The organism is Streptomyces sp. NPDC050806, from assembly GCF_055586425.1.
The window spans coordinates 117,712-142,944 of record NZ_JBVJIF010000004.1 but is presented as its reverse complement, the minus strand read 5'-3'; the positions used below and the strand labels follow the sequence as shown (position 1 = coordinate 142,944).

Below are 25,233 nucleotides of genomic sequence, written 5' to 3'. Positions count from 1 at the left end.
TTTCAGCAGAGGAGCAGACTCAGCCGGCTGGTGCCTCCGCAGTACTTGCTGGCGCCGCTCCTTCTCGGCCTGCCGCCGTGGTGAGCGGTCTCCATGCTCTGCAGGTCCAGGATCGTCATGGTGTTTCACCTCCGTACTTCTCCATGGGGACGGGGACGGAATGGCTCGGGGGCCCGGCGTGCCGGGCGGGCGGCGGCGCGAGGAACGGCAGCCGCACGGGGGAGTCGTGGAGGGCGGCACCGAGCGCCAGCAGCACTCCGGCGCTGCCGGTGGCCAGGTCCAGGGAGAGGCGCAGCAACTCCTCGCCGGGGAAGGCGAGACGGCCTTCGTGGACCACGGCGTACCGGGCCAGCCGGCGGATCTGGTCAGCGACGCCCGTATCCCGCTCGGCCGCGGTGCCGGCGGGGTGCGCGCGGCTGAGGTGCAGGATCATCCCGGCCAGGCCGTCGAAGAGGCCCGGTTCGACGTAGAAGCGCCCCTCGGCGGCGCGGCGGATCGCCTCGGCGGCCGCGATGAAGCCCTCGTTCTCCCGGTGCGCCAGGTAGTCGTCCAGGGCGAGGCCGATGCCGACGCTGCCGTCCGCGAGGTACGGCATCGTCCGCCAGCCCTCGTCGACCTCCATGACGCCGTCCTCGTCCCGTAGGAGACAGCGGCGCAGGTCCTGCCGGAGTGCCGTCGCGGCGAGGTCGAGGAATTCCGGGTCGCCGGTGTGCTCGTACCACCGGAGGAACAGCAGCGCGGGGCCGGACGAGCCGCGCAGCAGGCCCGCGTACGGGTGTCCGCCGCCGCTCACCTCCGGCACGGCGTCGGCCGGGCCCAGCCGGGCGGCCACGGCGTCCACCGCCTCGCGGGCCGCGTCCTGGAGGGCCGGCTCGCCGGTGGCCGTGGCGAAGTGGAGGAGGTTCAGGCCGATGCCGGACAGCCCGCCGTGCAGGTCGAGGCCGAGCCGCTGCCAGTGCTCGCCCGCCACCTGGTCGAGGATCTTCAGCGCCTCGTGTCGGTGTCCGAGGTGGTCCAGGACGTACGCGATGCCGTGCAGCCCGTCATAGAAGCCGAGCAGCGTGCCCGGCTGCGGGCGCAGGGCGCGCCGGATCAGCCACTCCTCGTGCCCCGGGTGGCGCCCGGCGCCCGTCACGTCCAGCGCGTACAGGACGCCGGCCGCGCCGTACGCCACGCCCAGGCCGCCGCCCGGCGAGGCGAACTGCTCGATGTCGCCGGGGAAGAGCCGGTCGTCGCGCCCGGGCGTGGCCGCCGCGAGGACGGCACCGGCCAGCGCGTCGCGGGCCTCCGCCCAGCCCGCGCGGTCCGGCCGCAGCCGCGGCTCGGCCGCCGCTCCGCCGGCGGTCCCGCCGGCGCCGGTGAGGAGGCGTACCGCGGCGTCGAAGTAGCCGTCGGGCAGGGGGAAGGTGCGGGCCGCCTCCCGGGCGAACTGCCCCGCCTTGCCGGGCGCGAGGGCGAGCAGGCCGGTCAGCGGCAGGAAGAGGAAGAGCTGCAGGCAGGCCAGGGCGTAGTCGTCGACGGCGGTGCCGCGCATGCTCCGCGGTGCCGTGAACCCCTGGGCGCCGAGGGCCTGCCGCCGCCCCTCGGCCTCGTCCGCCGCTCCTTCGAGGTCGATGAGGACCACGCCGCCGTCGGGGCGGACGATGATGTTCGACGGCTGGAGGTCGCCGAGGACCACCCCGCGTGCGTGGACCTCGCCGACGGCGCGCGCCACGCGGTCGTACACGTCGAGGGCCCAGGAGGTGTAGTCGGCGGTCGCGGCCTCGTCCGGGCGCGCGAGGGTGAGCGGGTACCGGTCGACGAACAGGTCGTTGAGCTCGGTCCCCTCGATGAACTCCTCGACCAGGAAGTGGTGGCCGCCCTGCTCGAAGTGGCCGTGCAGCGCGGGAACGCAGTCCAGTCCCCGCAGCCGCGCCAGCATCTCCCGCTCGCGCCGCTGCCGGGCGACCGCGTCCCGCCCGTCCGGCGTCAGCCCCGCGTACGGCCGGGCCTCCTTGAGCACCACCCGCTCACCGGTGCGCGTGTCGGTGCCCGCGTAGATGCCGCCGCCGTTGGAGAAGTGCAGTGCGCTGTCGAACCGGTAGGGCAGGTCGGCGAGGGCGGCGCCGTCGCCGCGCCGCGCGAGGTGCGGGGCGAGAAAGTCCGGCAGTTCCACCCAGTCGGGCACCTGGAAGGCGGGCCCGCGGACGTCCGGCACCAGCCGCCCGTCGCCGTCCGCCACCGCCGGTTCGACCTCGCCGTCCGCGGAGACGCAGTACCGCTCGGCGAAGGCTCCGTACCGGACGTAGAGCGGACCGTCGCCCCATCGCAGGTCGCTGAGGATGTACGGGCCGGCCCGGCCGTCGAGCAGCCGGCCCAGCTCGGTGAGCACGCGCTCCAGCTCCGCCTCGTCCGCCGGGTAGACCGTCACGAACTTGCCGCTCGAACCGCGGTGCGCGTACTTGGCGTTGGCGAGCAGCAGGGTGTCCCGGTCGGGCAGGAACTTGAAGGCGATCCGGCGCGGTACGCAGTACTCCCAGACCGTGGTGAGGATGTCCGCCGCGTTGTCGAGACACGCCGATACGTGGATCTTCCAGCCCTGTGCGGGGAGCGTGCCACCGCCGGGGCGCAGTGCGATCCAGTCGTCCACCGCCGCGCGGCGCCAGCCGTCCGGCACCGGCCCCAGGGCTTGCGGGAAGGCGGTTTCCCCGCCCTCGGCACGGGCCGGTGCGTCGTAGAAATGGGGGTCCATGAGGCAGTAGACCTCGTACCGTTTGTCCACTGAACCCTCCGGTCCCGGAGCGTCGGCCCCTGAAGCGTTCGCCGCGCGCGTGGCACCGGGCGAGGATCCGTCCCGCGGATGTCGCTGCGGCACCACCTATCTGCGACCATCGCAGAGTTGCCCGGCGCGCAACAGCGCCGTCCGTCACGTGCTGACCGGGAAAGACGCACGGCCCACCCGTGACAAACGCACGGTGGGCCGGGTGCGGGCGCGCCGGGTCAGCCGGCCGGTGGCACCGGCGCGTCGGCGCGCAGCCGCAGGCCGTCGGCGGTGATCACGTCCGAGGTGACCAGGGCCTGCTCCGCCGAGACGTCCGTCAGGTACACGAAGGGCGGCACGAGTGGGGGCACGGGCAGCCGGTCGGGCGTGAAGGTCAGGCAGAGCACCCCTTCCACACAGCCGCTGAACTTGGTGAGGTAGAGCGTGACGTCCCCGCTGAGCTGCAGCTCCTTCGCTCCCAGCCCCAGTTCGTCGCGGCCGTCACGGGTCAGCAGCCGGTAGTCGCTGAGCGACGCGGCTTTCATCCGCAGCACCATCGCCCGGACCGGCCCGCGTGCGGTGGGCACGTCTTCCACCCCGGCCACGGTGAAGCCCTTCGGCGCGAAACGGCTGGTGGTGACGGTGGGGACGGCGGCGGGCGCGGGGATGCCCGGGCCGGCGGCGCGCGCCTCGGTGGCGGGCGCGCCGAGCGTGACCAGCAGGGTCACCGGGAGGGCCACGGCGAGCGCGGTGCGCGGGCCCGTACGGCCCGGCGGGCGAGCGGCGTCCTCCTCCGCAACGCTCTCCTCCGCCGCGGGGTCCGGTTCCGCGGGCAGCGGCGTCCAGCCGAAGCCCATCGCCGCGCCGGCGATGCCCAGCCCCATGCCGACCAGGAAGCCGCCGAGATTGGTGGCCGCGAAGGAGATCACGGACAGGATGAGCGCGTTGACGCTGACGTAGCGCCGCGCGCCGGGGGTGCACCACAGGAACAGCCCGGCCACGATCAGCGCCAGCCCGATGCCGAGCGCGGCGAGTCCGCCGATGCCCAGGCTGACCAGTACGCCGAGCGGGGAGAGCGGTACGAGCAGCAGTTCGGCGCCGCCGAGGATCAGCAGCAGCCCGGCCCAGAACGGCCGGGTCCGCCACCACCTGCCGAACCGCGCCCGTGCTTCGGGCCAGGGAAGGCGCGCGTCCCACCGGGCCCGGAGCCCTGTCGGCCGGGCCGGCGGGCGCGGGCGCCTCAGAAGCACTTCTTGCCGCCCAGGCTGACGCCCAGCTTCAGCCCCTTGAGGCGGAAGTTCCCGCCGGTGGCCGACCAGGCGTGCGACTTCACGCCCGCGACCTCGATGTCCCCGGCCTGCAGCCCGAACTTGCCCCTGGGGCCGCGGATGCCCGGTACCTCGTCGAGCGTCGAGGCGTCCCGGCCGATCTGGGCCGTACCGAACCGTGCGTCGCCGACCAGGTCCTCGCCGTCGATGACGAGGCTGTCCGCGGTGACGGGGCCCGCGGCGCCGCCCGCGGTGAGCTTGAAGACCACCGGTCCCACCGGCGTTTCGACCTGTGCCGACTGGCAGATGTCGGAGAGCGAGGCCTTGCCGATGCCGAGCAGCGCGACGGGGTGGCCGGTGCCGTCGGCGGCGCGGTCGGTGTGTACGTACGAGGACAACCCGTCGCTGGTCAACTTTCCGGAGGCGACCTGGAAGTTGGTGCCGGAGACGGCGAAGGACGCGGCGAGTACGCCCTGTGCCATCACGGTCGCCAGCGCTCCGACGGCCAGTACGGCGGGGACGGCCACGGCCGCGCTCTTCTTCCAGGACGTGCGGCCTTCCGGTACGGCCCGCTGATCACTGCCCACTGCTTCCTCCCGGGGGAGCGCTCGGTCATGGCGTATGGCGTGCGGTCACAGCGCTGACGTGCGGTTACTTGCGGTAACGAAGGTAGCTGTCGAGAGATTAGAGCCGTTGTTGACGGCGCGTCAACAGTGCTGCAACGACGAAGGGCGGGAGGCCCACGGCCTCCCGCCCGACGTGTGGTTGGTGCGATGCGGTTACTTGATCGCCTTGATCAGCTCACCGTTCGCGGTGTCCCCGCTCAGCTCCCAGAAGAACGTGCCGCCCATTCCCTGCGCGTCCTTGTAGGCCATCTTGGTGCCGATGGTCTCCGGGGTGTCGTAGCTCCACCACTGGTCACCGCACTTGGCATACGCGGTGCCGCCGACCTTGCCGGTCGCCGGGCAGCGGCCCTTGAGGTCCTTGTAGTCCTCGATGCCCGCCTCGTACTTGCCCGGTGCCGCGCCGGTCGCGGTGCCGCCCGGCGCCGCCTGCGTGACGCCGGACCAGCCGCGCCCGTAGAAGCCGATGCCCAGCAGCAGCTTGTTCGCCGGGATGCCGAGGCCCTTGAGCTTCTTGGTGGTGTCGTCGCTGTTGAAGCCGGCCTTCGGAATGCCGCTGTACGAGGTCAGCGGGGAGTGCGGGGCCGTCGGGCCCTTCGCGTCCCAGGCGCCGAAGTAGTCGTACGTCATGGGGTTGTACCAGTCGACGTACTGTGCCGCGCCCGCGTAGTCGGCCGCGTCGATCTTGCCGCCGGAGGAGGCGTCGGCGGTGATCGCCGCGGTCACCAGGTTGGAGCCGCCGAACTTCGCCCGCAGCGCCTTCATGACGTTGGTGAAGGCGGTACGGCCGCTGGTGTCGCAGGTCAGGCCGCAGGCGTTGGGGTACTCCCAGTCGATGTCGATGCCGTCGAAGACGTCCGCCCAGCGCTTGTCCTCGACCAGGTCGTAGCAGGACTGCGCGAACGCCGCCGGGTTCTTGGCGGCCTCGGCGAACCCGCCGGACCAGGTCCAGCCGCCGAAGGACCAGATCACCTTGAGGTTCGGGTGCAGCGCCTTCAGCTTGCGCAGCTGGTTGAAGTTGCCGCGCAGCGCGCCGTTCTCCCAGGTGTCGGCCTTGCCGTCCACGCTCTGGTCGGCGGTGTAGGCCTTGTCGTAGTCGGCGTAGGAGTCGCCGATCGCGCACTTGCCGCCGGTGACGTTGCCGAAGGCGTAGTTGATGTGCGTCAGCTTGGCCGCCGAGCCGGAGGTCTCAATGTTCTTGACGTGGTAATTGCGCTGGTAGACACCCCAGTTGGTGAAGTAGCCGACCACCTTGTTGCCGGCCGCCGCGGTTCCTGCGCCCGCCGGGGCGGGCTGCGCGGCCTTCGTGGTGGTGGCGGGCTTCGCGGCGGTGTCGGCGGGCGCGGCCGCGGCGGTTCCGGCGAGCCCGCCGGCGGCCAGCGCCGCCGTACAGAGACCGGCGGCGACCGCTGCGAGTCTGTGCGTGAGGCGCTTCTTGTGCGGTCTGAGCATGGTTGCTCCTCGGAGTGGGAGTCCATCGAGGGGAGAGTGCTGTGACCTGCGTCCGCAGTGGCGCCGAACGCGTGGAGCGTCGGAGGAGAAGGTAGAAGGACTAGACCAACTCGGTCAATGGTTTGGACCAATTTGCTGAACTCCCGACGGCTCCCGGGCGACCTCCGGAAGAAGTCGATCAACCGGTGACGGACACCGCCGTACCGGGCATACTCCCTGCGCCACCGCCGCAGGTCGTCGCCTTCCGCGATCCGGAGAGGGATCATCGCCGCGGCAGTGGCAACCGGCCGCGCCGCACCACCCGGGCGGCGTGCTGCCGTATCGCCCGACAGGGAGGAGAGCGCCGCCATGACCGAGTACGGCCCCGGACCCGTGGACCGCAGGCTGCCCACCGACGAAGCCCGCCAGCTGATGACGCTCGTACGCGACCTGGCCGCGCGGGAGATCGCGCCCCGGGCGGCAGCGGAGGAGGAGGCGGGGCGCTTCCCCCGCGAACTGTTCACCCTGCTCTCCGAGTCCGGCCTCCTCGGCCTGGCGTACGCGGAGGAGTTCGGCGGGGGCGGCCAGCCCTACGAGGTCTACCTCCAGGTCCTGGAGGAACTGGCCGCCGCCCGGCTCACCGTCGGCCTCGGCGTCAGCGTGCACACCCTGGCCTGCCACGCCCTCGCCGCCTTCGGCACCAAGGAGCAGCGCGCCGAGCACCTGCCCGCGATGCTCGGCGGCGGGCTGCTCGGTGCCTACTGCCTCTCCGAGCCCGCCGCCGGATCGGACGCGGCCTCCCTCACCACCCGCGCCACGCGCGACGGAGACACCTGGGTCCTCGACGGCACCAAGGCCTGGACCACCCACGGCGGCCTCGCCGACTTCTACACCGTCCTCGCCCGCACCGGGGGAGCGGGCGCGCACGGCATCACGGCGTTCCTGGTGCCGGGCGACGCCGCAGGGCTGAGCGCCGCGCCGCCCGAGCGCAAGATGGGCATGAAGGGATCCCCCACCGCACAGATGCACTTCGACGGCGTACGGATCGGGGACGCGCGCCGCATCGGCGAGGAGGGCCAGGGTTTCGCCATCGCGCTCGCCGCACTGGACTCCGGCCGGCTCGGGATCGCCGCGTGCGCCGTCGGCGTGGCGCAGGCGGCGCTGGACGAGGCCCTGGGATATCTGGCGACACGCCGTCAGTTCGGCCGGCGGCTCGCCGACTTCCAGGGCCTGCGCTTCATGCTCGCCGACATCGCCACCCAGCTGGAGGCCGGCCGCTCGCTGTATCTGACCGCCGCCCGGCTGCGGGACGAGGGCCGCCCCTTCACCAAGGAGGCGGCCATGGCCAAGCTCTTCTGCACGGACATGGCGATGCGCGTCACCACCGACGCGGTCCAGCTCCTCGGCGGGTACGGCTACACCGCCGACTTCCCGGCCGAGCGCTACATGCGCGAGGCGAAGGTCCTGCAGATCGTGGAGGGCACCAACCAGATCCAGCGCATGGTGATCGCGCGGCAGCTGACGGGGCCGGAGAGCCGCTGACGGTACGTCACGCGCGGGCCGGATCGGGCGGCCGGGGCGTACCGGTGGCAAAGGCGTGCGAGTGAGTCCAACGGCTCACTCGCACGGTTCTGCTCGCGCCGGGGCTTCAGAGACGCCGGCGCATCATGGGCACCCGCACCGGCCGGGAGCCGGGACCGCCCACGTGGGAGAACGGCTGCGTACGCCAGTTCAGGCCCTCCGGGAGGGTCAGGAGCATGCCGAAGTCCTGCTCCTGGGGCTCCAGCGCGTCGTCCGGCGAGTCCGTCTCGGACACCGCCCGCCCGGACCCCTGGCAGACCGTCAGGCCGAAGGGGTTCCACGGCGAGGAGCAGACCGCGTGCTCGGGCAGCGCGTCCTCCTCGGCGAGCAGCGCGATCGGCTGTGCGCAGTCCGGGCAGCTGACCCGGTAGAGCTCGACGGTGTCAAAGGCGTCGTGGAAGTCATCGTCGCGGAAACTGTCGCCCTCCTGGGCGGCGGTGTGCTCCAGCGTGGATTCCTGCTTCGGGCGTCGCATGATGTCCATCCCCCTCGGGTGGGCTGCGAGATACCGCCATCTTCCGGTGTCGGGCGGCCTCGACCATCACGAGCATTTCCCTGCCTCTCCTGTGCATAATCTCGGCTGCGCTCCGGACACGGAGTGATGGGTGTGGTGTTCGTCACACAGGGGGCGTGCGATGTCCACGATCCGGCGCGAGCTGCGCCGCAGCGCCCCGGCACAGTAAGTTGATCGTGTGGAGGAGCTGGACCGACAAATCGTGGATCTGCTCGTCAAGGACGGGCGGATGAGCTACACCGACCTGGGCAAGGCCACCGGCCTGTCCACCTCGGCGGTGCATCAGCGCGTGCGCAGACTGGAGCAGCGCGGCGTGATTCGCGGCTATGCCGCCATCGTCGACCCCGAGGCGGTGGGGCTGCCGCTGACCGCCTTCATCTCGGTCAAACCCTTCGACCCCAGCGCCCCGGACGACATCGCCGAGCGGCTGGCCGAGGTACCCGAACTGGAGGCCTGTCACAGCGTCGCGGGAGACGAGAACTACATCCTCAAGGTCCGGGTCGCGGCACCGCTGGAGCTGGAACACCTGCTCACCCGCATCCGCACCCTGGCCGGCGTCTCGACCCGTACGACCGTGGTCCTGTCCACGCCGTACGAAGCCCGGCCGCCCCGCATCTGACCCGCCGGGACACCCGGGGGAGGGACGCGGACGGCCGGCCCGTACGGATCGGGCCGCGCCGTGGCGACCCCGCGCGACCGCCGCGCACGCGCAGGGGCGAAACTGTCCGGTATGAGTGAACGCACCCCCGTACCGGCCCCCGACCGCACCGTCCTGCTGCGCGGCGGCGAGGTCCACAGCCCGGCCGACCCCTTCGCCACCGCCATGGTCGTCGAAGGCGGCTCGGTCGCCTGGGTCGGCTCCGAGGGCGCCGCCGACTCCTTCGCCGACGGGGTCGACGAGGTCATCGACCTCGACGGCGCGCTCGTGACCCCCGCGTTCGCTGACGCACATGTGCACACCACCGCCACCGGCCTCGCGCTGACCGGCCTGGACCTCAGCGACACCCACTCCCTCTCCCACGCCCTGGAGCGCATCCGCTCCTTCGCCGCCGCCCGCCCCGCCGACCGCGTACTCCTCGGCCACGGCTGGGACGCCACCGCCTGGCCCGAGGGCCGCCCGCCGTCCCGGGCCGAGCTGGACGAGGCCACCGGCGGCCGCCCGCTCTACCTCAGCCGCATCGACGTGCACTCCGCCGTGGTCACCACCGCACTCCAGGACCTCGTCCCCGGCCTGCGGGAACGCGCCGGCTTCCACCCCGGGGCGCCCCTCACGGGCGACGCCCACCACGCCGTGCGCGAAGCCGCGTACGCCACCGTCACCCCCGCCCAGCGGGCCGCCGCACAGGCAGCGGCGCTCGCGCACGCCGTGTCCCTCGGCATCGGCACCGTCCACGAATGCGCCGGCCCCGAGATCTCCGGCGAGGACGACCTCGTCGCGCTGCTCGCCCGCGCCGCCGAGGGCGACGGGCCGCGCGTCGTCGGATACTGGGGCGAACTCATCACAAACGCAAAGGAAGCGGAGCGGATCAGGGAACTGGGCGCCGCCGGCGCCGCGGGCGACCTCTTCGCCGACGGATCCCTCGGCTCGCAGACCGCGCACCTCTGCACCCCGTACACCGACGCCGCACACAGCGGCAACGCCCTGCTCGACGCCGACACCGTCGCGGCCCACGTCGCCGCCTGCACCGAAGCCGGCCTCCAGGCCGGCTTCCACGCCATCGGGGACGCCGGCATCACCGCCGTGACCGACGGCGTACGGGCGGCCGCCGGACGCGTCGGCCTCGACCGCGTGCGCGCCGCCCGGCACCGCGTCGAACACTGCGAAATGCTCACCACCGACACCATCGCCGGCTTCGCCGAGCTCGCCCTCACCGCCTCCGTACAGCCCGCCTTCGACGCACTCTGGGGCGGCGCCGACGGCATGTACGCCACCCGGCTCGGCACCGAACGGGCCCGCACCCTCAACCCGTACGCCGCCCTCCTCAAGGCCGGCGTACCGCTCGCACTCGGCTCCGACAGCCCCGTCACCCCCCTCGACCCCTGGGGCACCATCCGCGCCGCCGTCTTCCACCGCACCCCCGAGCACGGCATCTCCGCGCGCGCCGCGTTCACCGCACACACCCGCGGCGGCTGGCGTGCCGTCGGCCGCGACGACGCGGGCGTGCTGGTACCGGGCGCACCCGCCGACTACGCGATCTGGCGTACCGGCGAACTCCTCGTCCAGGCCCCCGACGAGCGCGTGCAACGCTGGTCGACCGACCCCCGCTCCGGCACCCCGGGCCTTCCCGACCTCACCCCCGGCCGGGCACTGCCGCAGTGCCTGCGGACGGTCGTGGGCGGCCGGACGGTCTTCCAGCGGCCGAACGAGTGAACCTCCCGTGGCGGGTGCCGCCGGGCGCCGTGCCCGGCGAGTACTCGCCCTACCTGCGGCAGTTCGGCACTGACCTGGTTGAACGCAAAAACGACGCAGGTAGAACAGCTGTTGACAGCAGGCCGCCGTCGGCCGGTAGGTTCGGCCGAGTCCACCACAAGGACGTCCGACCGGCAGACCTCCGCGCAGCCGTCGAACGCAGCTGGGCCATGGGGTGGTGCACCGCGCAGGCGCACCACAACTGGGAGCCAGGTCCACCCCTGCGGCACGGAAGCGACGGACAGGCTTCAGTCGGCCGGCGGGTGCGACCCGGGTGGGGCCCGGACGCTCAGTAGACAACGGCTCTCGGTCGACCCGCAGCCAGCGGGTCCCAGGTCGGCCCGAAGGGCTCCGGGCCCCTATCCGCACCGCGGATCCGCCCCACCCCGCACCCCGCCGCACATACCCCCCGCCCCGTACGGCCCGCGCCGCGCCCCTCACCGAGAGCGACCGCGCGCCCCCGTACCCGCCACCGGCGTCCCGCAGGCCCGCGCCCCGTTGTACCGTCGGCTCACCACCGCACGACCTGCAGGAAGGCCGCGACCGTGCCATCGGGCTCCGAAACCACCGCCGAAGCCGTGCCAGGCCCTGCCCAGGGACCCGGCGCGCACGGCCCCGCCACCGACGGCGGCACGGCGGCCACCGGGGCGCCCGACGCCACGGGCCGCAAAACGGGACGCCTGCGCCGCCTCGGCGCCCTCGTACGCCGCGAAACGCCCCGTACCGTGCTCGCGGTCCTCGCCGGACTCGCCCTCGGACTGGCCTTCCCGCCGTACGACCTGTGGCCGCTCTCGCTCCTCGCCGTGGCGGCATTCAGCCTCCTCACCCGCGGCCGCACGGCCCGTCAGGCGGCCTGGACCGGCCTCGTGTTCGGCTGGCCGTTCTTCTTCCTGCTGCTGAAGTGGCTGCACGTGATCGGCTGGGACGCCGTGCTCGGCCTGTCCTTCGCCGAGGCCGTCTTCGTGGCGCTGCTCGGCGCCGGCCTCGCCGTCACCTCCCGCCTCAAGGCCTGGCCCCTGTGGGCCGCCTGCCTCTGGGTCGCGCAGGAATGGGCCCGCGACCGCGTGCCCTTCGGCGGCTTCCCCTGGGGACGCCTCGCCTTCGCCCACACCGGCACCCCCTTCACCCCGCTCGCCGCGCTCGGCGGCGCACCGCTGGTCACCTTCGCCGTCGCCCTCACCGGCACGCTGGCCGCCGCGATCGTCGTCACCCTGTGGGGGCAGGCCGACGGCGGCGGCACGCGACTGCGCCGGGCGCTGCCGGCCCTGGAAGCGTTCGGGCTGGCCGCGGCCCTCACCGTCGCCGGGTACGCCGTCCCCGTACCGACCAAGGCCACCGACCACCTGAACATCGCCGTCGTCCAGGGCAACGTCCAGCAGCCCGGCATGGACTTCCTCGGCCGCCCCATGCAGATCCTGGACAACCACGCCACGGCCACCGAGAAGCTGGCCGCCGACGTGAAGGCGGGCCGCGCCAAGAAGCCCGACCTGGTCATCTGGCCGGAGAACTCCTCCGACCTGGACCCCTTCCAGTACCCGGAGGCGAAGGCCCGCATCGACGAGGCGGTACGGGCGATCGGCGTGCCGGTCCTCGTCGGCGCCCTCGTGGACCACCCCAGCAAGCCCGGCTACGTCTTCAACGAGGGCATCGTCTGGGACCCGAAGACCGGGCCCGGCGCCTCGTACACCAAGCAGCACCCGGTCCCCTTCGGCGAGTACGTGCCCTTCCGGGACCAGCTGAGCAAGGTCATCACCCGCCTCCAGCGGGTGCCGCGCGACTTCTACCCGGGCGACCACACCGGCGTGCTGGACATGGCGGGCGCCAAGCTCGGTGACGTCATCTGCTTCGAGGTGGCGTACGACGAGATCGTCCACGACACCGTGAACGCCGGCGCCCGTGCCCTCATCGTGCAGACCAACAACGCCACCTACGGGCGCACCGGACAGCCCGAGCAGCAGCTCGCGATGTCCCGGCTGCGCGCCGTCGAGCACGGCCGCGCCGTGGTGACCGCGGCCACCAGCGGCATCAGCGCCGTCGTCGCCCCGGACGGCGAAGTCACCCACCGCATCCCCGAATTCACCCGGGGCGTGGTCAGCGCGAGCCTTCCGCTTCGGGAAGAAAAGACGGTCGCCGACCGCGTCGGCGCGTCTCCGGAATGGGTGATCGCTATGGTGGGCCTTCTGTCCTGCGCTGCCGCCTTCGTGCTCGGCCGGCGCGGGCGTACGAAGGACGAGAAGGGGCAGCAGTGACAGACGGCCGACAGGACGGCGGGCAGCGGCAGTACGGACCGCTGGGCGACACCTTGGTGATCATTCCGACGTACAACGAGGCGGAGAACATCAAGCCGGTCGTCGAGCGGGTGCGCGCGGGTGCGCCCGACGCGCACGTACTGGTCGCGGACGACAACAGCCCGGACGGTACGGGCAAGCTCGCCGACGAACTGGCCGCCGACGACGACCACGTGCACGTCCTGCACCGCAAGGGCAAGGAGGGGCTGGGCGCCGCCTACCTGGCCGGCTTCCAGTGGGGCATCGAGCACGGCTACGACGTCCTGGTGGAGATGGACGCGGACGGCTCCCACCAGCCCGAGGAGCTGCCCCGGCTGCTGACCGCGCTCAAGGGCGCCGACCTCGTACTGGGATCCCGCTGGCTGCCGGGCGGCCGGGTCGTCAACTGGCCCAAGTACCGAGAGGTCCTCTCCCGCGGCGGCAGCACGTACTCGCGGCTGCTGCTCGACGTGCCGATCCGGGACGTCACCGGCGGCTTCCGGGCCTTCCGCAGGCAGACCCTGGAGGGGCTGGGCCTGGACGAGGTCGCCTCGCAGGGCTACTGCTTCCAGGTCGACCTGGCCCGCCGCGCCGTCGAGGCCGGGTACCACGTCGTCGAGGTGCCCATCACGTTCGTCGAACGGGAACGGGGCGACAGCAAGATGAGCCGCGACATCGTCGTGGAGGCCCTCTGGCGGGTCACGGCCTGGGGCGTCGGCTCCCGCCTGGACAAGCTGCGGGGGAAGAAGAGCGGCTGACGACAGCCGTTGAGAGCCGCTGACGAAGGCCTGTCGAGAGCGGCCGACGCAAGCCTGTGGATATCTCGGGGGAGAGGGCCTGTGGACAACTCGGGGGCGGGCTGCGGCCGGGGCTAGGTTGGGGGTGTGCGGTGGTGGCGGGGGAGGGGGTCCCACCCACGGTCCGGGGAGAGGGAGGGGCCCTGCCCACGGCTGGCCGGGACGAGAGAGAATTCCCCGCCCAGGCCCGCCCGGGAAGCCCGGTGGACGGAGCCCCCAGCGGGAGGCCGGCAAGGGAACGTCCCGCCCACCGCCAGGCCCCCGTCGCGTACGCCGCCGGGCCAGGCACACTTGAGTCATGACGTCCGCCACCACGCCACCGCATTCCCGTCCGCCGCAGCGCTCCCGCGCCCGCCGTCTGGTGCCGATCGGCATCGCCGGATGGGCCGTCCTGGAGATCTGGCTGCTCTCCCTGGTCGGTGGGGCCGCGGGCGGACTGACGGTCTTTCTCCTGCTGGTGGCCGGGGTGGTGATCGGCGGCTACGTCATCAAGCGGGCCGGCCGGCGCGCCTGGAAGAACCTGACCGAAGCGTTCCAGCAGTCCGGCGCCGACCCGGAGAAGGCCGCGCCCGAGCGGAGCGGCGGCAACGTCCTGCCGATGCTCGGCGGCCTGCTGCTGATGTGCCCGGGGCTGATCTCGGACGTCGCGGGGCTGCTGTGCCTCTTCCCGCCCACCCGCAAGCTGCTTCAGCGACGCGTGGAGCGGCTGCTGGAGCGGCAGACCCGCCACACCCCGGGCTCGTTCGGCGACGCCTTCCAGCAGGCGCGCATGCACGCTCCGGACGGCAAGGTCGTCCAGGGCGAGGTGATCCGCGACGACGAGCCGCCGGCAGCGCCGCGTCAGGACCCGCCGCTGCCCCGCTGAGGCACGGGGCATCACCGGCTGTGAGCCGGGGCGAGCCCGCAGGGGCTCGCCCCGGCTCACAGCCGGCGGGGACGGCCCCGGGGCGGAAACGACATGAGGGCCGGGACCCCTGCCGAAGCAGGGGCCCCGGCCCTCATGCGCCGTCCGCCGTCAGGCGGACTTCTTGTTGGTGTCGCGCGGATGCACGGCGATGTTCATGGTGCCGGAGCGCAGGACGGCCAGCCGTTCGGCCAGCACCTCCTCCAGCTCCTCGCGGGTACGCCGCTCCATGAGCATGTCCCAGTGCGTACGCGCGGGCTTGCCCTTCTTCTCCTCAGGGCCATCGCCATCCACCAGGAGTGCTTGAGCGCCGCAAACCTTGCACTCCCACTCCGACGGAATCTCGGCCTCTACCGAGAAGGGCATCTCAAAACGATGGCCCTTCTCGCATGCGTACTCCACCGCCTGGCGCGGTGCCAGGTCGATGCCGCGGTCGGTCTCGTAGCTGGTCACCACGAGTCGCGTGCCGCGAAGAGCTCGCTCACTCATGAATCGTGCCTCCCGGGCTTGTCGCCCACAGGACAGGTGTCGCTGTCGTCGTCATCCGGTCAACGTCCGGTCGGCGGTGAAGATTCCCGTAACCCGCACATGCGTCGCCCGTCGTGCCGCCCCTTCTTGTACCCACCAACGCCCGGTTTGTCACATCTGGCAGCAGATGTCACCCGCCGCTGTCCGAGGTTCAGCGCGCAGTAACGGTCCGCCTGGTGAGCCAAAGGCGTACACTACCGCCCCACGCCCCGCTTGCCTAAATCAGGTCCGGTGCGCGATTCCCCGCGGCGATCACGGCCCGCCGCACCGGCACGCGGCTGAGCAGGACAAATCCGATCACAAAGAACGCCGCCAGCGAGACGATGGCGTCCCGGTAGCTGCCCGTCACTTGGTAGGCGACCCCGAAGACCAGCGGCCCCAGCCAGCTCACGCCCCGGTCGCTGATCTCGTAAGCGGCGAAGTATTCGGCCTCTTTTCCGCGCGGTATCAGGTGCGAGTACAGCGACCGCGAGAGCGCCTGGCTGCCGCCCAGCACCAGTCCGATGGCCACGGCCAGGCAGAAGAACCACACCGGCGCGTGCGCGGGCAGGAAGTACCCCGCCACGATCACGGCCGTCCATGCCACCAGCGAGCCGAGAATCGTCCGTTTGGCGCCGTACCGCCGGGCCAGTCGGCCCATCAGTACCGCGCCGGCCGCCGCCAGCGCCTGTACCAGCAGGACCGCCACGATCAGCGTCGTCTGGTCCAGGCCCAGCTCCTCCGAGCCGAAGACCGACGCCTGGGTGATCACCGTCTGCACGCCGTCGTTGTACACCAGGTACGCCAGCAGGAAACCCAGCGTCAGCGGATGCCGTCGCAGGTCGCGCAGCGTCTCCCGCAGCTGCCGCAGACCGCCGCCCGGGGCCGGGGCCGGGGCCGTCGCGGCGCGGACCGGGAACCGGTCCCGGAGCCGCCGCAGCGGCACGACCGTGAAGACCGCCCACCACAGCCCCGCCGAGGCCAGGCAGATCCGTACGGCGCTCCCCTCGGAGAGCCCGAAGGAGGCGTGGCCCGCGTACAGCACGAGGTTGGCCACGAGGACCAGCGCGCCCGCCGCGTACCCGAAGGCCCAGCCCCGGGACGACACCGCGTCCCGCTCCTCCGGCGCCGCGATCTGGGGGAGGTAGGAGTTGTAGAGCATCATCGACACCACGAACGAGACGTTCGCGATGATCAGCAGCGCCCCGCCGAGCAGGTAGCGGTCGCCGGCCAGGAAGAACATCCCCGTCGTCGCCGCGGCGCCCACGTACGCGCAGCAGCCCAGCAGCGGCTTCTTGCGCCCGCTGCGGTCCGCCGCGGCAGCGGCCAGCGGCATCGCCAGCACGGAGAGCAGCAGGGACGCGGACACCGAGTACGCGTAGAACGATCCGGCCCGTACCGGGATGCCCAGCGGGTGCACGAAGCCGTGCGCGTCCGCCGCGGCCTTGGCCACGGACGTCAGGTACGGCCCGAGGAAGACCGTCAGGACGGTCGTCGAGTAGACGCTGTTCGCCCAGTCGTACCAGTACCAGCCGCGCTGCTCGCGCCGGCGGGCCGCGCCGTCCGTCGGCCCGTCCGGTTCCACGGCGATGTCCACACCCACCCGTTCCCCCTCGCGTTCCCGCCACGGCGGGTGGAAACGGTCGCGGTGCGGCATCCCGTAGGTCAGGTCCAGGCGCCCCGCGCGGCCAGTACATCCCGCAGCGTGTCTATGTGATCGGTCATGATGCCATCCACGCCGAGGTCCAGAAGATCCGCCATCCGCCGCGCATCGTTGACCGTCCACACGTGCACCTGGAGGCCGAGCCGGCGCGCTGCCTGGAGGAACAGCCGGTCCACCACCCGGAGGCCCGCGTGCCGCTCCGGTACCTGGACACACACCGCACTGCGCCGTACCGCCGCTCCCAGCAGCCGGTCCAGTGGCAGGCTCCGCCCGTAGGAGCGCAGTCGCAGCCCCGCCACGCCGCGGGTGCCCAGCGAGGTGGCGAGCCGTCCGCCCGCCAGCCGCTGCGCCCGCTCCACCCGTCCCTCCGAGAACGAGCCGACGCACACCCGGTCCCACGCCCCCGTACGGCGCAGCAGTGCCAGCAGCGGGCGCAGCGCGGGCTCCGCCTTCACGTCCACGTTCCAGCGCGCCTCGGGGAACTCCTCCAGCAGCTCCTCGAAGAGCGGCAGTGGTTCCCGGCCCGCCACCCTGGCCCGCCGTACCGCGTGCCAGGGCAGTGCGCCGATCCGGCCGCGGGCATCGGTCACCCGGTCCAGGGTGGCGTCGTGGAACGCCACGAGGCGGCCGTCCGACGTGGTGTGCACGTCGGTCTCCAGGTAGCGGTAGCCGCCCGCCACGGCGCGGCGGAAGGCGAGTGCGGTGTTCTCCAGGCCGTCCGCGGCGCCGCCCCGGTGGGCGAAGGCGAGTGGCGCCGGGTGATCGAGGTACGGGTGGCGGGGGCGCGGGAGCAGTGCGGTCACGCGGGCAGTATGGCGGGCGGCCCGTGGGGCGGGGGAGCGGGGTCCGGCCACGAAGGCCGCTACGGGAGGCACTCCTGGAGGCGCGGCCCTTCTGGAATGCGGCGTCCGCCCCGAAGGCGCGCCCCTTCCCGAAGGCCCGGCCCCCTGCGAAGCGCCGCGCTCAGCAACCAGTCCCCGTGGCCGTCTCCGGTGCAGCCGGCTGCACCTCCGGTGCCGCCGGCCGCTCGTGCGGTGCCGCGCTTCCCGCGGCGACCACTCGGGACCGTTCCTCCTCCAGCCCCCTGATCGCGAAGATCCGCAGGAAGAGCTGCGCCATCGGGCCGATCGCCAGAGCGTACACGACGGTTCCCACGCCGACCGAACCGCCCAGCACGAAGCCCACCACGAGAACGGTGACCTCGATGCAGGTACGGACGAGGCGGATCGGGCGCCCGGTACGCAGGTGCAGGCCGGTCATCAGGCCGTCCCGGGGCCCCGGCCCGAAGCGCGCGGAGAGGTACAGGCCGGTCGCCGCGCCGTTCAGCGCGACCGCGAGCGCCAGCATCGGGACGCGGACGGCCCACGAGGAGTGCGCGGGCACCAGGGCGATCGTGGCGTCCATGACCACGCCGAGTACGACGACGTTCGAGACCGTGCCCAGCCCGACGCGCTGCCGCAGCGGGATCCAGAGCAGCAGGATCAGCGCACCGCCGATGATCGTGACGGTGCCGATGCTCACGCCCGTGCGCTCGGAGATGCCCTGGTTCAGCACGCTCCACGGCTCCAGGCCCAGCCCCGCGCGCACCATCAGGCCCATGCTGACGCCGTAGGCCGTGAGGCCGACGTACAGCTGGAGCAGCCGCCGCGGCAGATGGCGCCTGCCCGGCCCGGCTTCCGGCCCTTTCGCGGACCCCTTCGCGGACCCCTTCGCAGACAACGGGCTCCCCCTCCTGGCAGAATTGGACTGTAGGAGGTCAGCCTGTGGCGGGCCGATGAGCCGGTACCAGGGCCAATTCGGGAAAGGTGGACTGGTCGAGATGGCGCAGTGGACTTCAGCGGTGGGCGCGAGCCAACTCGCCCGCCTGGTGCGGTCGCAGGACGACCGCGCCGCCGCGGCGGCGGTCGGCGGCCGCCGCATTCCCGCCTACCGGACCCTCGCCGACGGCGTTCGCCTTCTGGTGCTGGAGGGCCGCGTCCCGGTGGCCGCCAGGCTGCCCGCCGAGCGCGAGCTGGCCGCCGCGCTGTCGGTCAGCCGGACCACCGTCGCCGCCGCCTACGAAGCGCTGCGCGCGGAGGGCTTCCTGGAGTCCCGGCGCGGCTCGGGCAGCTGGACCGCCGTCCCGGCCGGCAATCCGCTGCCCACCCGGGGCCTCGAACCGCTGCCCCCGGAGGCCGCGGGTTCGATGATCGACCTGGGCTGCGCCGCGCTGCCCGCGCCCGAGCCGTGGCTCACCCGCGCCGTGCAGGGCGCCATGGCGGAGCTGCCGCTCTACGCCCACACGCACGGCGACTACCCGGCCGGGCTGCCCGCGCTGCGCCAGGCCCTCGCCGACCGCTACACCGCCCGCGGCATCCCGACCATGCCCGAGCAGATCATGGTCACCACCGGCGCGATGGGCGCCGTGGCCGCGATCTGCCGCCTGATCACCCGCCCCGGGGAGCGGGTGGCCGTCGACTCGCCGTCGTACGCCAACATCCTCCAGCTGATGCGGGACGCCGGGGCCCGGCTGGTCCCGGTCGCGCTGGCCGAGGGGCTGGGCGGCTGGGACATTCCGGCCTGGCGCCAGGTGCTGCGGGACGCCGCGCCCCGTATGGCATACGTCGTCGCCGACTTCCACAACCCGACGGGGTCGCTCGCCACGGAGGAGCAGCGGCGCGGGCTGGTCGGCGCGGCCCGCTCGGCCGGCACGGTCCTGGTCGTCGACGAGACGATGACCGAGCTGTGCCTCGACCCCGATGTCGAAGTGCCGTCCGCGCTCTGTTCGTTCGACCCGTCCGGCAGCTCGGTGATCACGGTCGGCTCGGCGAGCAAGGCGTTCTGGGCCGGCATGCGCATCGGATGGGTGCGTGCCGCGCCCGACATCATCCGCAGCCTGGTGGCCGCCCGTGCCTACGCGGACCTCGGCTCGCCGGTCCTCGAACAGCTCGCGATCGTCTCGCTGCTGGAGGGCGGCGGCTGGGAGGAGGCGGTCGAGATCCGCCGGGAGCAGGCGCGCGAGAACCGTGGCGCGATCGTCGAGGCGGTCCGTCGCCACCTGCCCGACTGGGAGTTCAGCGTCCCCCACGGCGGCCTGACCCTCTGGGCGCGTACCGGCGGCCTGTCCGGCTCGCGCATCGCGGAGGCGGGGGAGCGGCTGGGCGTACGTGTCCCGTCGGGGCCGCGCTTCGGCGTGGACGGCGCCTTCGAGGGCTTCGTGCGGCTGCCGTTCACGGTCAGTGGCGCGGTGGCCGATCAGGCCGCCGCCCGGCTGGCCGGCGCCGCCCATCTCGTGGCCACGGGCCAGTCCCTCGATGCCGAGCCGGTGCACTCCTTCGTGGCCTGAGGCTGTCGGCCCCCGACCGGTGCACTCCTCGTGGCCCGAGGCTCGCGGCCCCCGAAAGGGTCCGGGCGGCCACCGGTGGAGCGCGTCACCGGTGGCCGCCCGGAGGCGGGGTGCCCCTGGGGGCAGTGGCTACACCGCCTCCGAGGCGGTGGTGCTCCGGTACCCGAATCCGAAGTCCGGGTCGGCGAACGGGTCGGCGGCCGCGGGGACGGAGCCGAGCTGCGCCGAGCGCTCCGGCAGCAGCGCCAGCACCGCCTGCCGGTGGTATTCACTCGTCGCGTCGTCGAACGGGTCCGGCGTGGCGGGCACTTGGAGGCGGAGCACCGGGCCCGACCCGAGGCGGGCGTAGCCGCGCCCCGGCGGTACCTGGTCGGCGGGCGTGGTCTCCGGGGCCGCGCCGAGGACGGCGCGTACGTCCTCCGGTGAGGTGGGTCCGAGCACGACCCGGGCGCGGGTGTGGGCCCGTACCGGCTCGCTCAGCAGCTCAGCGCCCTCGAACTGTTCGGCGAGGGCCACCGTGACGCTCGCCGCGCGTCCGTGGCGCAACGGGACCTGGAGGAGCCGCTGCGGGTCCTCGCGGCCCTCGGCGGCGGCGAGGTGGGTCAGCGTGGCCGGCCGGTCGACGATGATCCACAGTGGCTGGCGGATGTCGTCGGGGACGGGGAGCCCGGCCTGCCGCGCGCGGTTGGCGGCGATCAGCCGCCGCTCTGTCTCGCGGGCCGCCCACTCCAGCGTGGCGAGCGTGCCGCTGAGCCCGCACTCCACCCCGAGTACGCCGGGCCGCCCGAGCAGGAAGGCGTACTCGCCGGTGCCGCTGCCGTCGACGACCAGCACGTCGCCGTGGGCGAGCGCCTGCAGTGCGACGGAGCGCAGCAGGGTCGTGGTGCCGCTGCCGGGGCGGCCCAGGGCCAGCAGGTGGGATTCGGTGGAGCGCGGTCCGGTGCGCCAGACCACCGGCGGCACGTCCCTGGGCTCCGCCTCCTCGGCGGCGCCCGCCACGGGAACGGTGCGCTGGACGGCGTCCGCGTCGGTGAAGCCGAGGACGGTCTCGCCCGGCGCGGTCACGAACCGCTGCGCGGCGATGTCGGTCGGCAGCGCGGGAAGCACGCTCAGGACGAGCCGGTTGGCCTCCTGGTCCCACGCGAAGTGGTACTCCCGGCCCCGCCCGGACTTGGCGAGCAGGACCTGTTCGATGCGTGCCCGGGACGGGGCCTCGGCATCGGTGAAGTACACCGGGTACTTCAGGAGGAGCCGGGACAGCCGCCCGTCCTCGTCGAACTCGTACTCGGGGAAGGCGGCGGTCCAGTCGCCGTCGTGCACGTAGAGCGGGTTCGGGTCGCCCTCGAAGCTGAGGTACGGCACCAGCGCTTCGTACAGCGCGCGCAGCCGGCCGGTCTCCGCCTCGCCGGGGCCGGTGTCCGCCGGAGTCCGCTCGCGGCCCGCCCAGGCCGCCGCGGCCATCAGGGAGATGAGGGCGAGCAGCGGCCCGTACGGCGCGAGGGCGAGCGCGGCCAGGCCCATGGCGGTCATGCACAGCGCCGGGCCGCGGCGTTCCCGGGGCGTCGCCGACCACCGCTGCCGGCCGGACCCGACCAGGCGGCGCAGGCCGCGGCCGATGACGAACAGCGGGTGGAACACGTCGGAGGCGCCGTCGGCCGCGGTCCGCGCGAAGTCGCGGCCGCGGGCGAGGGGAACGCGGTTGCTCAGGATGCTGGGCAGTGGACGCCGGGGCACGGAAGGTCTCCTGGAGGGTGGTGGCGTGGCGGCTCGCGCGTCACGGCTCTCAGAGGTTCAGCCCGCTGATCAGCCCCGCGAGGCTGGCGCCGCCGGCCTTGATGCCCGGGGCGATGGCGGTTCCCGCGAGGTAGAAGCCGAAGAGCGCGCAGACGAGGGCGTGGGTGACCTTCAGCCCGTCCTTGCGGAAGAAGAGGAAGACAATGACGCCGAGCAGGACAACGCCGGAGACGGACAGGACCATGGGGATGCTCTCCTGGGGTCGTGGGGACGGTCACCGTGAGTTCTTCCAGCCTCACAGTACGTATCAAGCCCAAGAAAGCCGCAAATGGGTGATTTATCGTTGAAACCCCCCATTCGGGGTCCGTCGTAGCGCAGCATGGCCCGGAGTGTGCCTACGGGCGCCGAAGACGCCGTTCGCGCCCCTTGTGCGGTACCTCGGTACGCAGGATCCTGTGCGCCATGGCCGTATCGGTGCCACCGCACTGCTCGAAGTGCTGCCCGGTCGTTCCTGCCAGGCCGGTGCCCAAGCCGCGCCTTCCGGTCGCCGCGTGGGTCGAGTTCGTCCTCCTCATGGTGGCCCTGGCGGCCGCCTGCGCACTGGTCCTCTGGATCGGCGACAGCCTCTTCCCGTGACCGCTCCGGGCGTGGGGCTCAGCGGCCGGGCTGCGGTTCCGCGCCGGTCATCTCCAGGTCCGACCAGGTCACGGCCGTCCAGCCGGTGGCGGGCGTGCCCTCCAGGACGACGACCGCGGTGTTCGGCAGCGGGTGCGCGATGGCCCAGTCCGCGTCCAGGTTGCCGGCGCGCGCCGCGGACCAGGTACGGATCGCCGCGCCGTGGCTGACCACCGCGGCCGCCGCCACGCCGGACGCGGCGATCTCCTCGATCACCGCGTCGTAGCGCGCCAGCATCTCCGTGCCGTTCTCCCCGCCGGGCATCCGCAGCTCCGGCCTGCCCGCCGGCCACGAGAACGCCACGCGCTGGTACTGGTCGTTGGAGGCCGCGTCGCCGCGCATCTCCAGGTCGCCCGCGGTGATCTCGCGGATGCCGTCGCGGACCACCACCTCCAGGCCGCGGGCCTGCGCGAGCGGCGCCGCGGTCAGCTGCGTCCGCACGAGCGTGGAGGCGTAGAGCGCGTCGATCTTCTCGTCGGCCAGCCGCTGCGGGAGCGCCGCCGCCTGCTGCTCGCCCAGCTCGGTCAGGCCGGGCCCGGGGGCGGTCGTGTCCAGGAGATGACCGACGTTGGACGGGGTCTGACCGTGGCGTATCAGCAGCAGGCGCATGGGGGAAGCTCCGATGGGGGCGCGGGCGGGCTCCGCACGGCGCCGGCCGCACGGCGCGCCGCCCGTGCGGCACGTACGTATATGGGCTATGCAATCAATTTCAGGCTACCGGACACCGGTACGGGCCCGGCGGCCCCGGCGGGCCCTCACGCCGTGACGCCCGTCGCGCCGTCCGTCTGCTCACGGAGGATGTCCGCGTGCCCGGCGTGCCGGGCCGTCTCCTCGATCATGTGGACGTAGATCCAGCGCAGCGAGACCTCGCCGAGCTGCGGATGCGGAACGACGTGGTCCAGCGGGAGGCCGGCGGCCACCGCCCGGGACCGCGCGCAGGCCGCGTCGTACGCCGTCACCAACGCGTCGAGGGTCTCCTCGGGCGCCACCTCCCAGCCGCCCGTGTGCCCGCTCTCCGCAGGCGGTTCGCCGTCGGCGAGCAGCGCGGGGAACCACTCCCGCTCGACCAGGGTCAGGTGCTTGACCAGGCCGGCGAGGGTGGTCTCCGAGGCCACGAGCCGGCGGCGCGCCGCGGCATCGGCCAGGCCGCCGGCCTTCCCCCTGACCGTCGCACGGTGGAAGTCCAGAAATGCTTCGAGCACCTCGCGCTCGCCGCCGGTACGGACGAGCAGCGGGGCGGGCAGGGCAGGGGTGTCGGTGTGGTGGGACTCTGTCATGCCGTGATCTTCGCGCACTTCCGGCAGCGCGGTAAGGGACCGACGGGCACTGCCCTAGGCGCCCGGCGGGCGGTATAGGAAACCGGAGGGCAACAGGAGCGCCGGGGGGCGCGTGAGTGCGCGGGCGGGAACGGGGGCGTGGCGACGTGAGACCAGCCATGGGGGAGAGGCCGAGACGGCCACCCGGCCGGTGGGCGGGGAGCCGCGCCCGGATGCGGCCGCTGGCGGGGCTGCTGGCCGCGGCCGCCGTCTCGCAGGCCGGTACGCGAGTGTCGGCCATCGCGCTGCCCTGGTTCGTCCTGGTCAGCACCGGCAGCGCGGCCCGGACCGGCCTGGTCGCGTTCTGCGAGATGGCGCCGTACGTGCTGATCAAGGCGCTGACCGGGCCACTGGTCGACCGGACGGGACCGCGGGTGATCTCCTGGACGACGGACGTGGCCAGCGCCGCGGGGGTCGCCGCGGTACCGGTGCTGCACGCGCTGGGGCTGCTGGACTTCTGGCTGCTGCTCGTCATGGTCGCGGTGATCGGCGGCGCACGGGGCCCCGGTGACCTGGCCAAGGAGGTCATGATCCCGGAGGCTGCGGCGCGTTCGGAGGTCCCCATCGAAAGAGCCACCGGTCTCCTCGGCGTCGTCGAACGCCTCGCTTCGACGGTCGGCCCCGGCGCGGGCGGCGTCCTGGTCGCCGTGCTCGGACCGCTGACCGGACTCCTCGTCAACGCGGCGACGTTCGCGCTCGGGTCGGTGCTCGTCGGGCTGGCGCTGCCGCGCGGCATGGGCGGTGCCGCGGCGCAGGACCCCGCCGCCGCGGACGGCGGTCCCGGGCCCGGCTACTGGCGGCGGTTCGCCGAGGGCTTCGCCTATCTGCGCGGTCAGCCGCTGCTGCTGGTCATCATCGGCACCGTCGGCTTCACCAACTTCCTCGACGCGGCCCGCAACGCCGTGCTGCTGCCGATCTGGGCCAGGGAGACCGGCCACGGGCCGTCCGCGATCGGGCTGATGACGGCCGCGACGGGGCTCACGGCCGTGGCCGGCAGCCTGATCGCCGCGGTCGTGGCCCACCGGATGCGCCGCAGGCTGGTCTTCTTCACCGGCTTCCTGCTCTCCGGCGCGCCCCGCTTCGTGATCCTGGCGCTGGACGTACCGGTGTGGGCGGTGGTGGCCGTGTACGCGCTCTCCGGCTTCGGCTCCGGCTTCCTCAACCCGATCCTGGGCGCGGTCGTCTGGGAACGGGTCCCGCGCCGGCTGCTCGGCCGGGTCGGCGCCCTCGGCGACTCGCTGTCCTGGGCGGGCATCCCGCTCGGCGGCCTGGTGGCCGGTGCGGCGGTGGGCTGGCTCGGGCTGGTGCCGGTCCTGGCGGTGAGCGGCGCCGCGTACCTCCTCGCCACCCACCTGGCGGGACTCCGCCGCGAGTGGCGGGAGATGGACCGGGAGTGGCACGGTGCGACCGGCCGGGACGACGCGGGCGGCGCGGACCCGGAGGGGCCGGCCCCGGATCGGGGGAACCAGGCATAGCCG

The 25,233-nt window shown here is 73.3% G+C and carries 23 protein-coding genes; 9 read left to right on the top strand and 14 right to left on the bottom strand.

What is annotated here, in order from left to right; translation table 11 throughout:
• Positions 1–2: 2 nt before the first annotated feature.
• From ACZ6WH_RS13510 to ACZ6WH_RS13490, 5 genes are all read right to left on the bottom strand, one after another.
• Complete coding sequence (locus tag ACZ6WH_RS13510; protein WP_432861929.1) at positions 3–119, bottom strand: SapB/AmfS family lanthipeptide; 117 nt, start codon at positions 117–119, stop codon at positions 3–5.
• Positions 116–2,761: a class III lanthionine synthetase LanKC gene (gene lanKC, locus ACZ6WH_RS13505; protein ID WP_469728204.1), complete on the bottom strand. Its 2,646-nt coding sequence runs from the start codon at positions 2,759–2,761 to the stop codon at positions 116–118. The genes ACZ6WH_RS13510 and lanKC overlap by 4 nt, the downstream gene beginning before the upstream one ends.
• Before the next feature lie 218 nt (positions 2,762–2,979).
• Complete coding sequence (locus ACZ6WH_RS13500) at positions 2,980–3,990, bottom strand: DUF6114 domain-containing protein (protein WP_469728202.1); 1,011 nt, start codon at positions 3,988–3,990, stop codon at positions 2,980–2,982.
• Entirely contained in the window at positions 3,981–4,490 is a 510-nt protein-coding gene (locus ACZ6WH_RS13495) for a DUF6230 family protein (protein ID WP_469728944.1), read from the bottom strand. Before ACZ6WH_RS13495 ends, ACZ6WH_RS13500 begins: the two co-directional genes overlap by 10 nt.
• A 297-nt stretch (positions 4,491–4,787) precedes the next feature.
• A complete protein-coding gene (locus ACZ6WH_RS13490; protein WP_469728200.1) occupies positions 4,788–6,083 on the bottom strand; it encodes a glycoside hydrolase family 18 protein in 1,296 nt (431 codons plus the stop codon).
• Between the two features lie 348 nt (positions 6,084–6,431).
• On the opposite strand from ACZ6WH_RS13490, the gene ACZ6WH_RS13485 reads away from it, so the two are divergent.
• The gene (locus ACZ6WH_RS13485; RefSeq protein ID WP_469728199.1) at positions 6,432–7,604 is read left to right on the top strand and encodes an acyl-CoA dehydrogenase family protein; all 1,173 of its coding nucleotides are present in this window, start codon (positions 6,432–6,434) and stop codon (positions 7,602–7,604) included.
• Positions 7,605–7,710: 106 nt separating this feature from the next.
• Here the strand turns inward: ACZ6WH_RS13485 and ACZ6WH_RS13480 are convergent, their stop codons facing one another.
• Positions 7,711–8,127, bottom strand: a complete 417-nt coding sequence (locus ACZ6WH_RS13480) for a hypothetical protein (RefSeq protein WP_469728198.1) — start codon at positions 8,125–8,127, stop codon at positions 7,711–7,713.
• A gap of 208 nt (positions 8,128–8,335) precedes the next feature.
• Here ACZ6WH_RS13480 and ACZ6WH_RS13475 point away from each other — a divergent pair, with 208 nt between their 5' ends.
• From ACZ6WH_RS13475 to fxsA, 5 genes are all read left to right on the top strand, one after another.
• Complete coding sequence (locus ACZ6WH_RS13475; protein WP_030261445.1) at positions 8,336–8,776, top strand: Lrp/AsnC family transcriptional regulator; 441 nt, start codon at positions 8,336–8,338, stop codon at positions 8,774–8,776.
• A 111-nt stretch (positions 8,777–8,887) separates the two neighbouring features.
• Positions 8,888–10,528 carry an amidohydrolase gene (locus ACZ6WH_RS13470; RefSeq protein WP_469728196.1) on the top strand — a complete coding sequence of 547 codons (1,641 nt, stop codon included), beginning with the start codon at positions 8,888–8,890 and terminating at the stop codon, positions 10,526–10,528.
• Positions 10,529–11,112: 584 nt separating this feature from the next.
• A complete protein-coding gene (lnt, locus tag ACZ6WH_RS13465; protein WP_469728194.1) occupies positions 11,113–12,816 on the top strand; it encodes an apolipoprotein N-acyltransferase in 1,704 nt (567 codons plus the stop codon).
• The gene (locus tag ACZ6WH_RS13460; protein ID WP_361561567.1) at positions 12,813–13,592 is read left to right on the top strand and encodes a polyprenol monophosphomannose synthase; all 780 of its coding nucleotides are present in this window, start codon (positions 12,813–12,815) and stop codon (positions 13,590–13,592) included. Before lnt ends, ACZ6WH_RS13460 begins: the two co-directional genes overlap by 4 nt.
• A gap of 337 nt (positions 13,593–13,929) precedes the next feature.
• The gene (gene fxsA / locus ACZ6WH_RS13455; protein WP_469728191.1) at positions 13,930–14,496 is read left to right on the top strand and encodes an FxsA family membrane protein; all 567 of its coding nucleotides are present in this window, start codon (positions 13,930–13,932) and stop codon (positions 14,494–14,496) included.
• 150 nt (positions 14,497–14,646) lie between these two features.
• Here fxsA and ACZ6WH_RS13450 read toward each other — a convergent pair whose 3' ends face one another.
• From ACZ6WH_RS13450 to yczE, 4 genes are all read right to left on the bottom strand, one after another.
• Positions 14,647–15,024 carry an RNA polymerase-binding protein RbpA gene (locus ACZ6WH_RS13450; protein WP_103835566.1) on the bottom strand — a complete coding sequence of 126 codons (378 nt, stop codon included), beginning with the start codon at positions 15,022–15,024 and terminating at the stop codon, positions 14,647–14,649.
• A 256-nt stretch (positions 15,025–15,280) separates the two neighbouring features.
• Positions 15,281–16,639, bottom strand: coding sequence for an MFS transporter (locus ACZ6WH_RS13445; RefSeq protein ID WP_469728189.1), 1,359 nt, complete (start codon positions 16,637–16,639; stop codon positions 15,281–15,283).
• Positions 16,640–16,707: 68 nt separating this feature from the next.
• Positions 16,708–17,508 carry a glycerophosphodiester phosphodiesterase family protein gene (locus tag ACZ6WH_RS13440; protein WP_469728187.1) on the bottom strand — a complete coding sequence of 267 codons (801 nt, stop codon included), beginning with the start codon at positions 17,506–17,508 and terminating at the stop codon, positions 16,708–16,710.
• 160 nt (positions 17,509–17,668) lie between these two features.
• Positions 17,669–18,424 carry a membrane protein YczE gene (gene yczE, locus ACZ6WH_RS13435; protein ID WP_469728185.1) on the bottom strand — a complete coding sequence of 252 codons (756 nt, stop codon included), beginning with the start codon at positions 18,422–18,424 and terminating at the stop codon, positions 17,669–17,671.
• Between the two features lie 100 nt (positions 18,425–18,524).
• On the opposite strand from yczE, the gene ACZ6WH_RS13430 reads away from it, so the two are divergent.
• Positions 18,525–20,030 (top strand): SCO1417 family PLP biosynthesis transcription factor, encoded by a 1,506-nt coding sequence (locus ACZ6WH_RS13430; protein WP_469728183.1) that lies wholly within the window; start codon positions 18,525–18,527, stop codon positions 20,028–20,030.
• A gap of 129 nt (positions 20,031–20,159) precedes the next feature.
• Here ACZ6WH_RS13430 and ACZ6WH_RS13425 read toward each other — a convergent pair whose 3' ends face one another.
• A complete protein-coding gene (locus ACZ6WH_RS13425) occupies positions 20,160–21,764 on the bottom strand; it encodes a hypothetical protein (RefSeq protein ID WP_469728181.1) in 1,605 nt (534 codons plus the stop codon).
• Positions 21,765–21,813: 49 nt separating this feature from the next.
• On the bottom strand, positions 21,814–22,008 hold the full coding sequence (locus tag ACZ6WH_RS13420; protein WP_103835563.1) for a hypothetical protein: 195 nt from the start codon (positions 22,006–22,008) through the stop codon (positions 21,814–21,816).
• A gap of 218 nt (positions 22,009–22,226) precedes the next feature.
• On the opposite strand from ACZ6WH_RS13420, the gene ACZ6WH_RS13415 reads away from it, so the two are divergent.
• Entirely contained in the window at positions 22,227–22,400 is a 174-nt protein-coding gene (locus ACZ6WH_RS13415) for a hypothetical protein (RefSeq protein ID WP_361561562.1), read from the top strand.
• A gap of 18 nt (positions 22,401–22,418) precedes the next feature.
• Here ACZ6WH_RS13415 and ACZ6WH_RS13410 read toward each other — a convergent pair whose 3' ends face one another.
• Both ACZ6WH_RS13410 and ACZ6WH_RS13405 read right to left on the bottom strand, forming a co-directional pair.
• Positions 22,419–23,048 carry a histidine phosphatase family protein gene (locus tag ACZ6WH_RS13410; RefSeq protein WP_469728178.1) on the bottom strand — a complete coding sequence of 210 codons (630 nt, stop codon included), beginning with the start codon at positions 23,046–23,048 and terminating at the stop codon, positions 22,419–22,421.
• 146 nt (positions 23,049–23,194) lie between these two features.
• Positions 23,195–23,716, bottom strand: coding sequence for a DinB family protein (locus tag ACZ6WH_RS13405; RefSeq protein ID WP_469728177.1), 522 nt, complete (start codon positions 23,714–23,716; stop codon positions 23,195–23,197).
• 212 nt (positions 23,717–23,928) lie between these two features.
• On the opposite strand from ACZ6WH_RS13405, the gene ACZ6WH_RS13400 reads away from it, so the two are divergent.
• A complete protein-coding gene (locus tag ACZ6WH_RS13400) occupies positions 23,929–25,230 on the top strand; it encodes an MFS transporter (RefSeq protein ID WP_469728175.1) in 1,302 nt (433 codons plus the stop codon).
• Positions 25,231–25,233 lie beyond the last annotated feature (3 nt).

Bases quoted from the DNA above. Each gene is read 5' to 3' on its own strand.
- ACZ6WH_RS13510 (WP_432861929.1), bottom strand. From the start codon at position 119: ATGACGATCCTGGACCTGCAGAGCATGGAGACCGCTCACCACGGCGGC.
- ACZ6WH_RS13495 (WP_469728944.1), bottom strand. From the start codon at position 4,490: ATGGCACAGGGCGTACTCGCCGCGTCCTTCGCCGTCTCCGGCACCAAC.
- ACZ6WH_RS13490 (WP_469728200.1), bottom strand. From the start codon at position 6,083: ATGCTCAGACCGCACAAGAAGCGCCTCACGCACAGACTCGCAGCGGTC.
- ACZ6WH_RS13485 (WP_469728199.1), top strand. From the start codon at position 6,432: ATGACCGAGTACGGCCCCGGACCCGTGGACCGCAGGCTGCCCACCGAC.
- ACZ6WH_RS13480 (WP_469728198.1), bottom strand. From the start codon at position 8,127: ATGGACATCATGCGACGCCCGAAGCAGGAATCCACGCTGGAGCACACC.
- ACZ6WH_RS13470 (WP_469728196.1), top strand. From the start codon at position 8,888: ATGAGTGAACGCACCCCCGTACCGGCCCCCGACCGCACCGTCCTGCTG.
- fxsA (WP_469728191.1), top strand. From the start codon at position 13,930: ATGACGTCCGCCACCACGCCACCGCATTCCCGTCCGCCGCAGCGCTCC.
- ACZ6WH_RS13450 (WP_103835566.1), bottom strand. From the start codon at position 15,024: ATGAGTGAGCGAGCTCTTCGCGGCACGCGACTCGTGGTGACCAGCTAC.
- ACZ6WH_RS13430 (WP_469728183.1), top strand. From the start codon at position 18,525: ATGGCGCAGTGGACTTCAGCGGTGGGCGCGAGCCAACTCGCCCGCCTG.
- ACZ6WH_RS13420 (WP_103835563.1), bottom strand. From the start codon at position 22,008: ATGGTCCTGTCCGTCTCCGGCGTTGTCCTGCTCGGCGTCATTGTCTTC.
- ACZ6WH_RS13415 (WP_361561562.1), top strand. From the start codon at position 22,227: ATGGCCGTATCGGTGCCACCGCACTGCTCGAAGTGCTGCCCGGTCGTT.
- ACZ6WH_RS13410 (WP_469728178.1), bottom strand. From the start codon at position 23,048: ATGCGCCTGCTGCTGATACGCCACGGTCAGACCCCGTCCAACGTCGGT.
- ACZ6WH_RS13405 (WP_469728177.1), bottom strand. From the start codon at position 23,716: ATGACAGAGTCCCACCACACCGACACCCCTGCCCTGCCCGCCCCGCTG.
- ACZ6WH_RS13400 (WP_469728175.1), top strand. From the start codon at position 23,929: ATGCGGCCGCTGGCGGGGCTGCTGGCCGCGGCCGCCGTCTCGCAGGCC.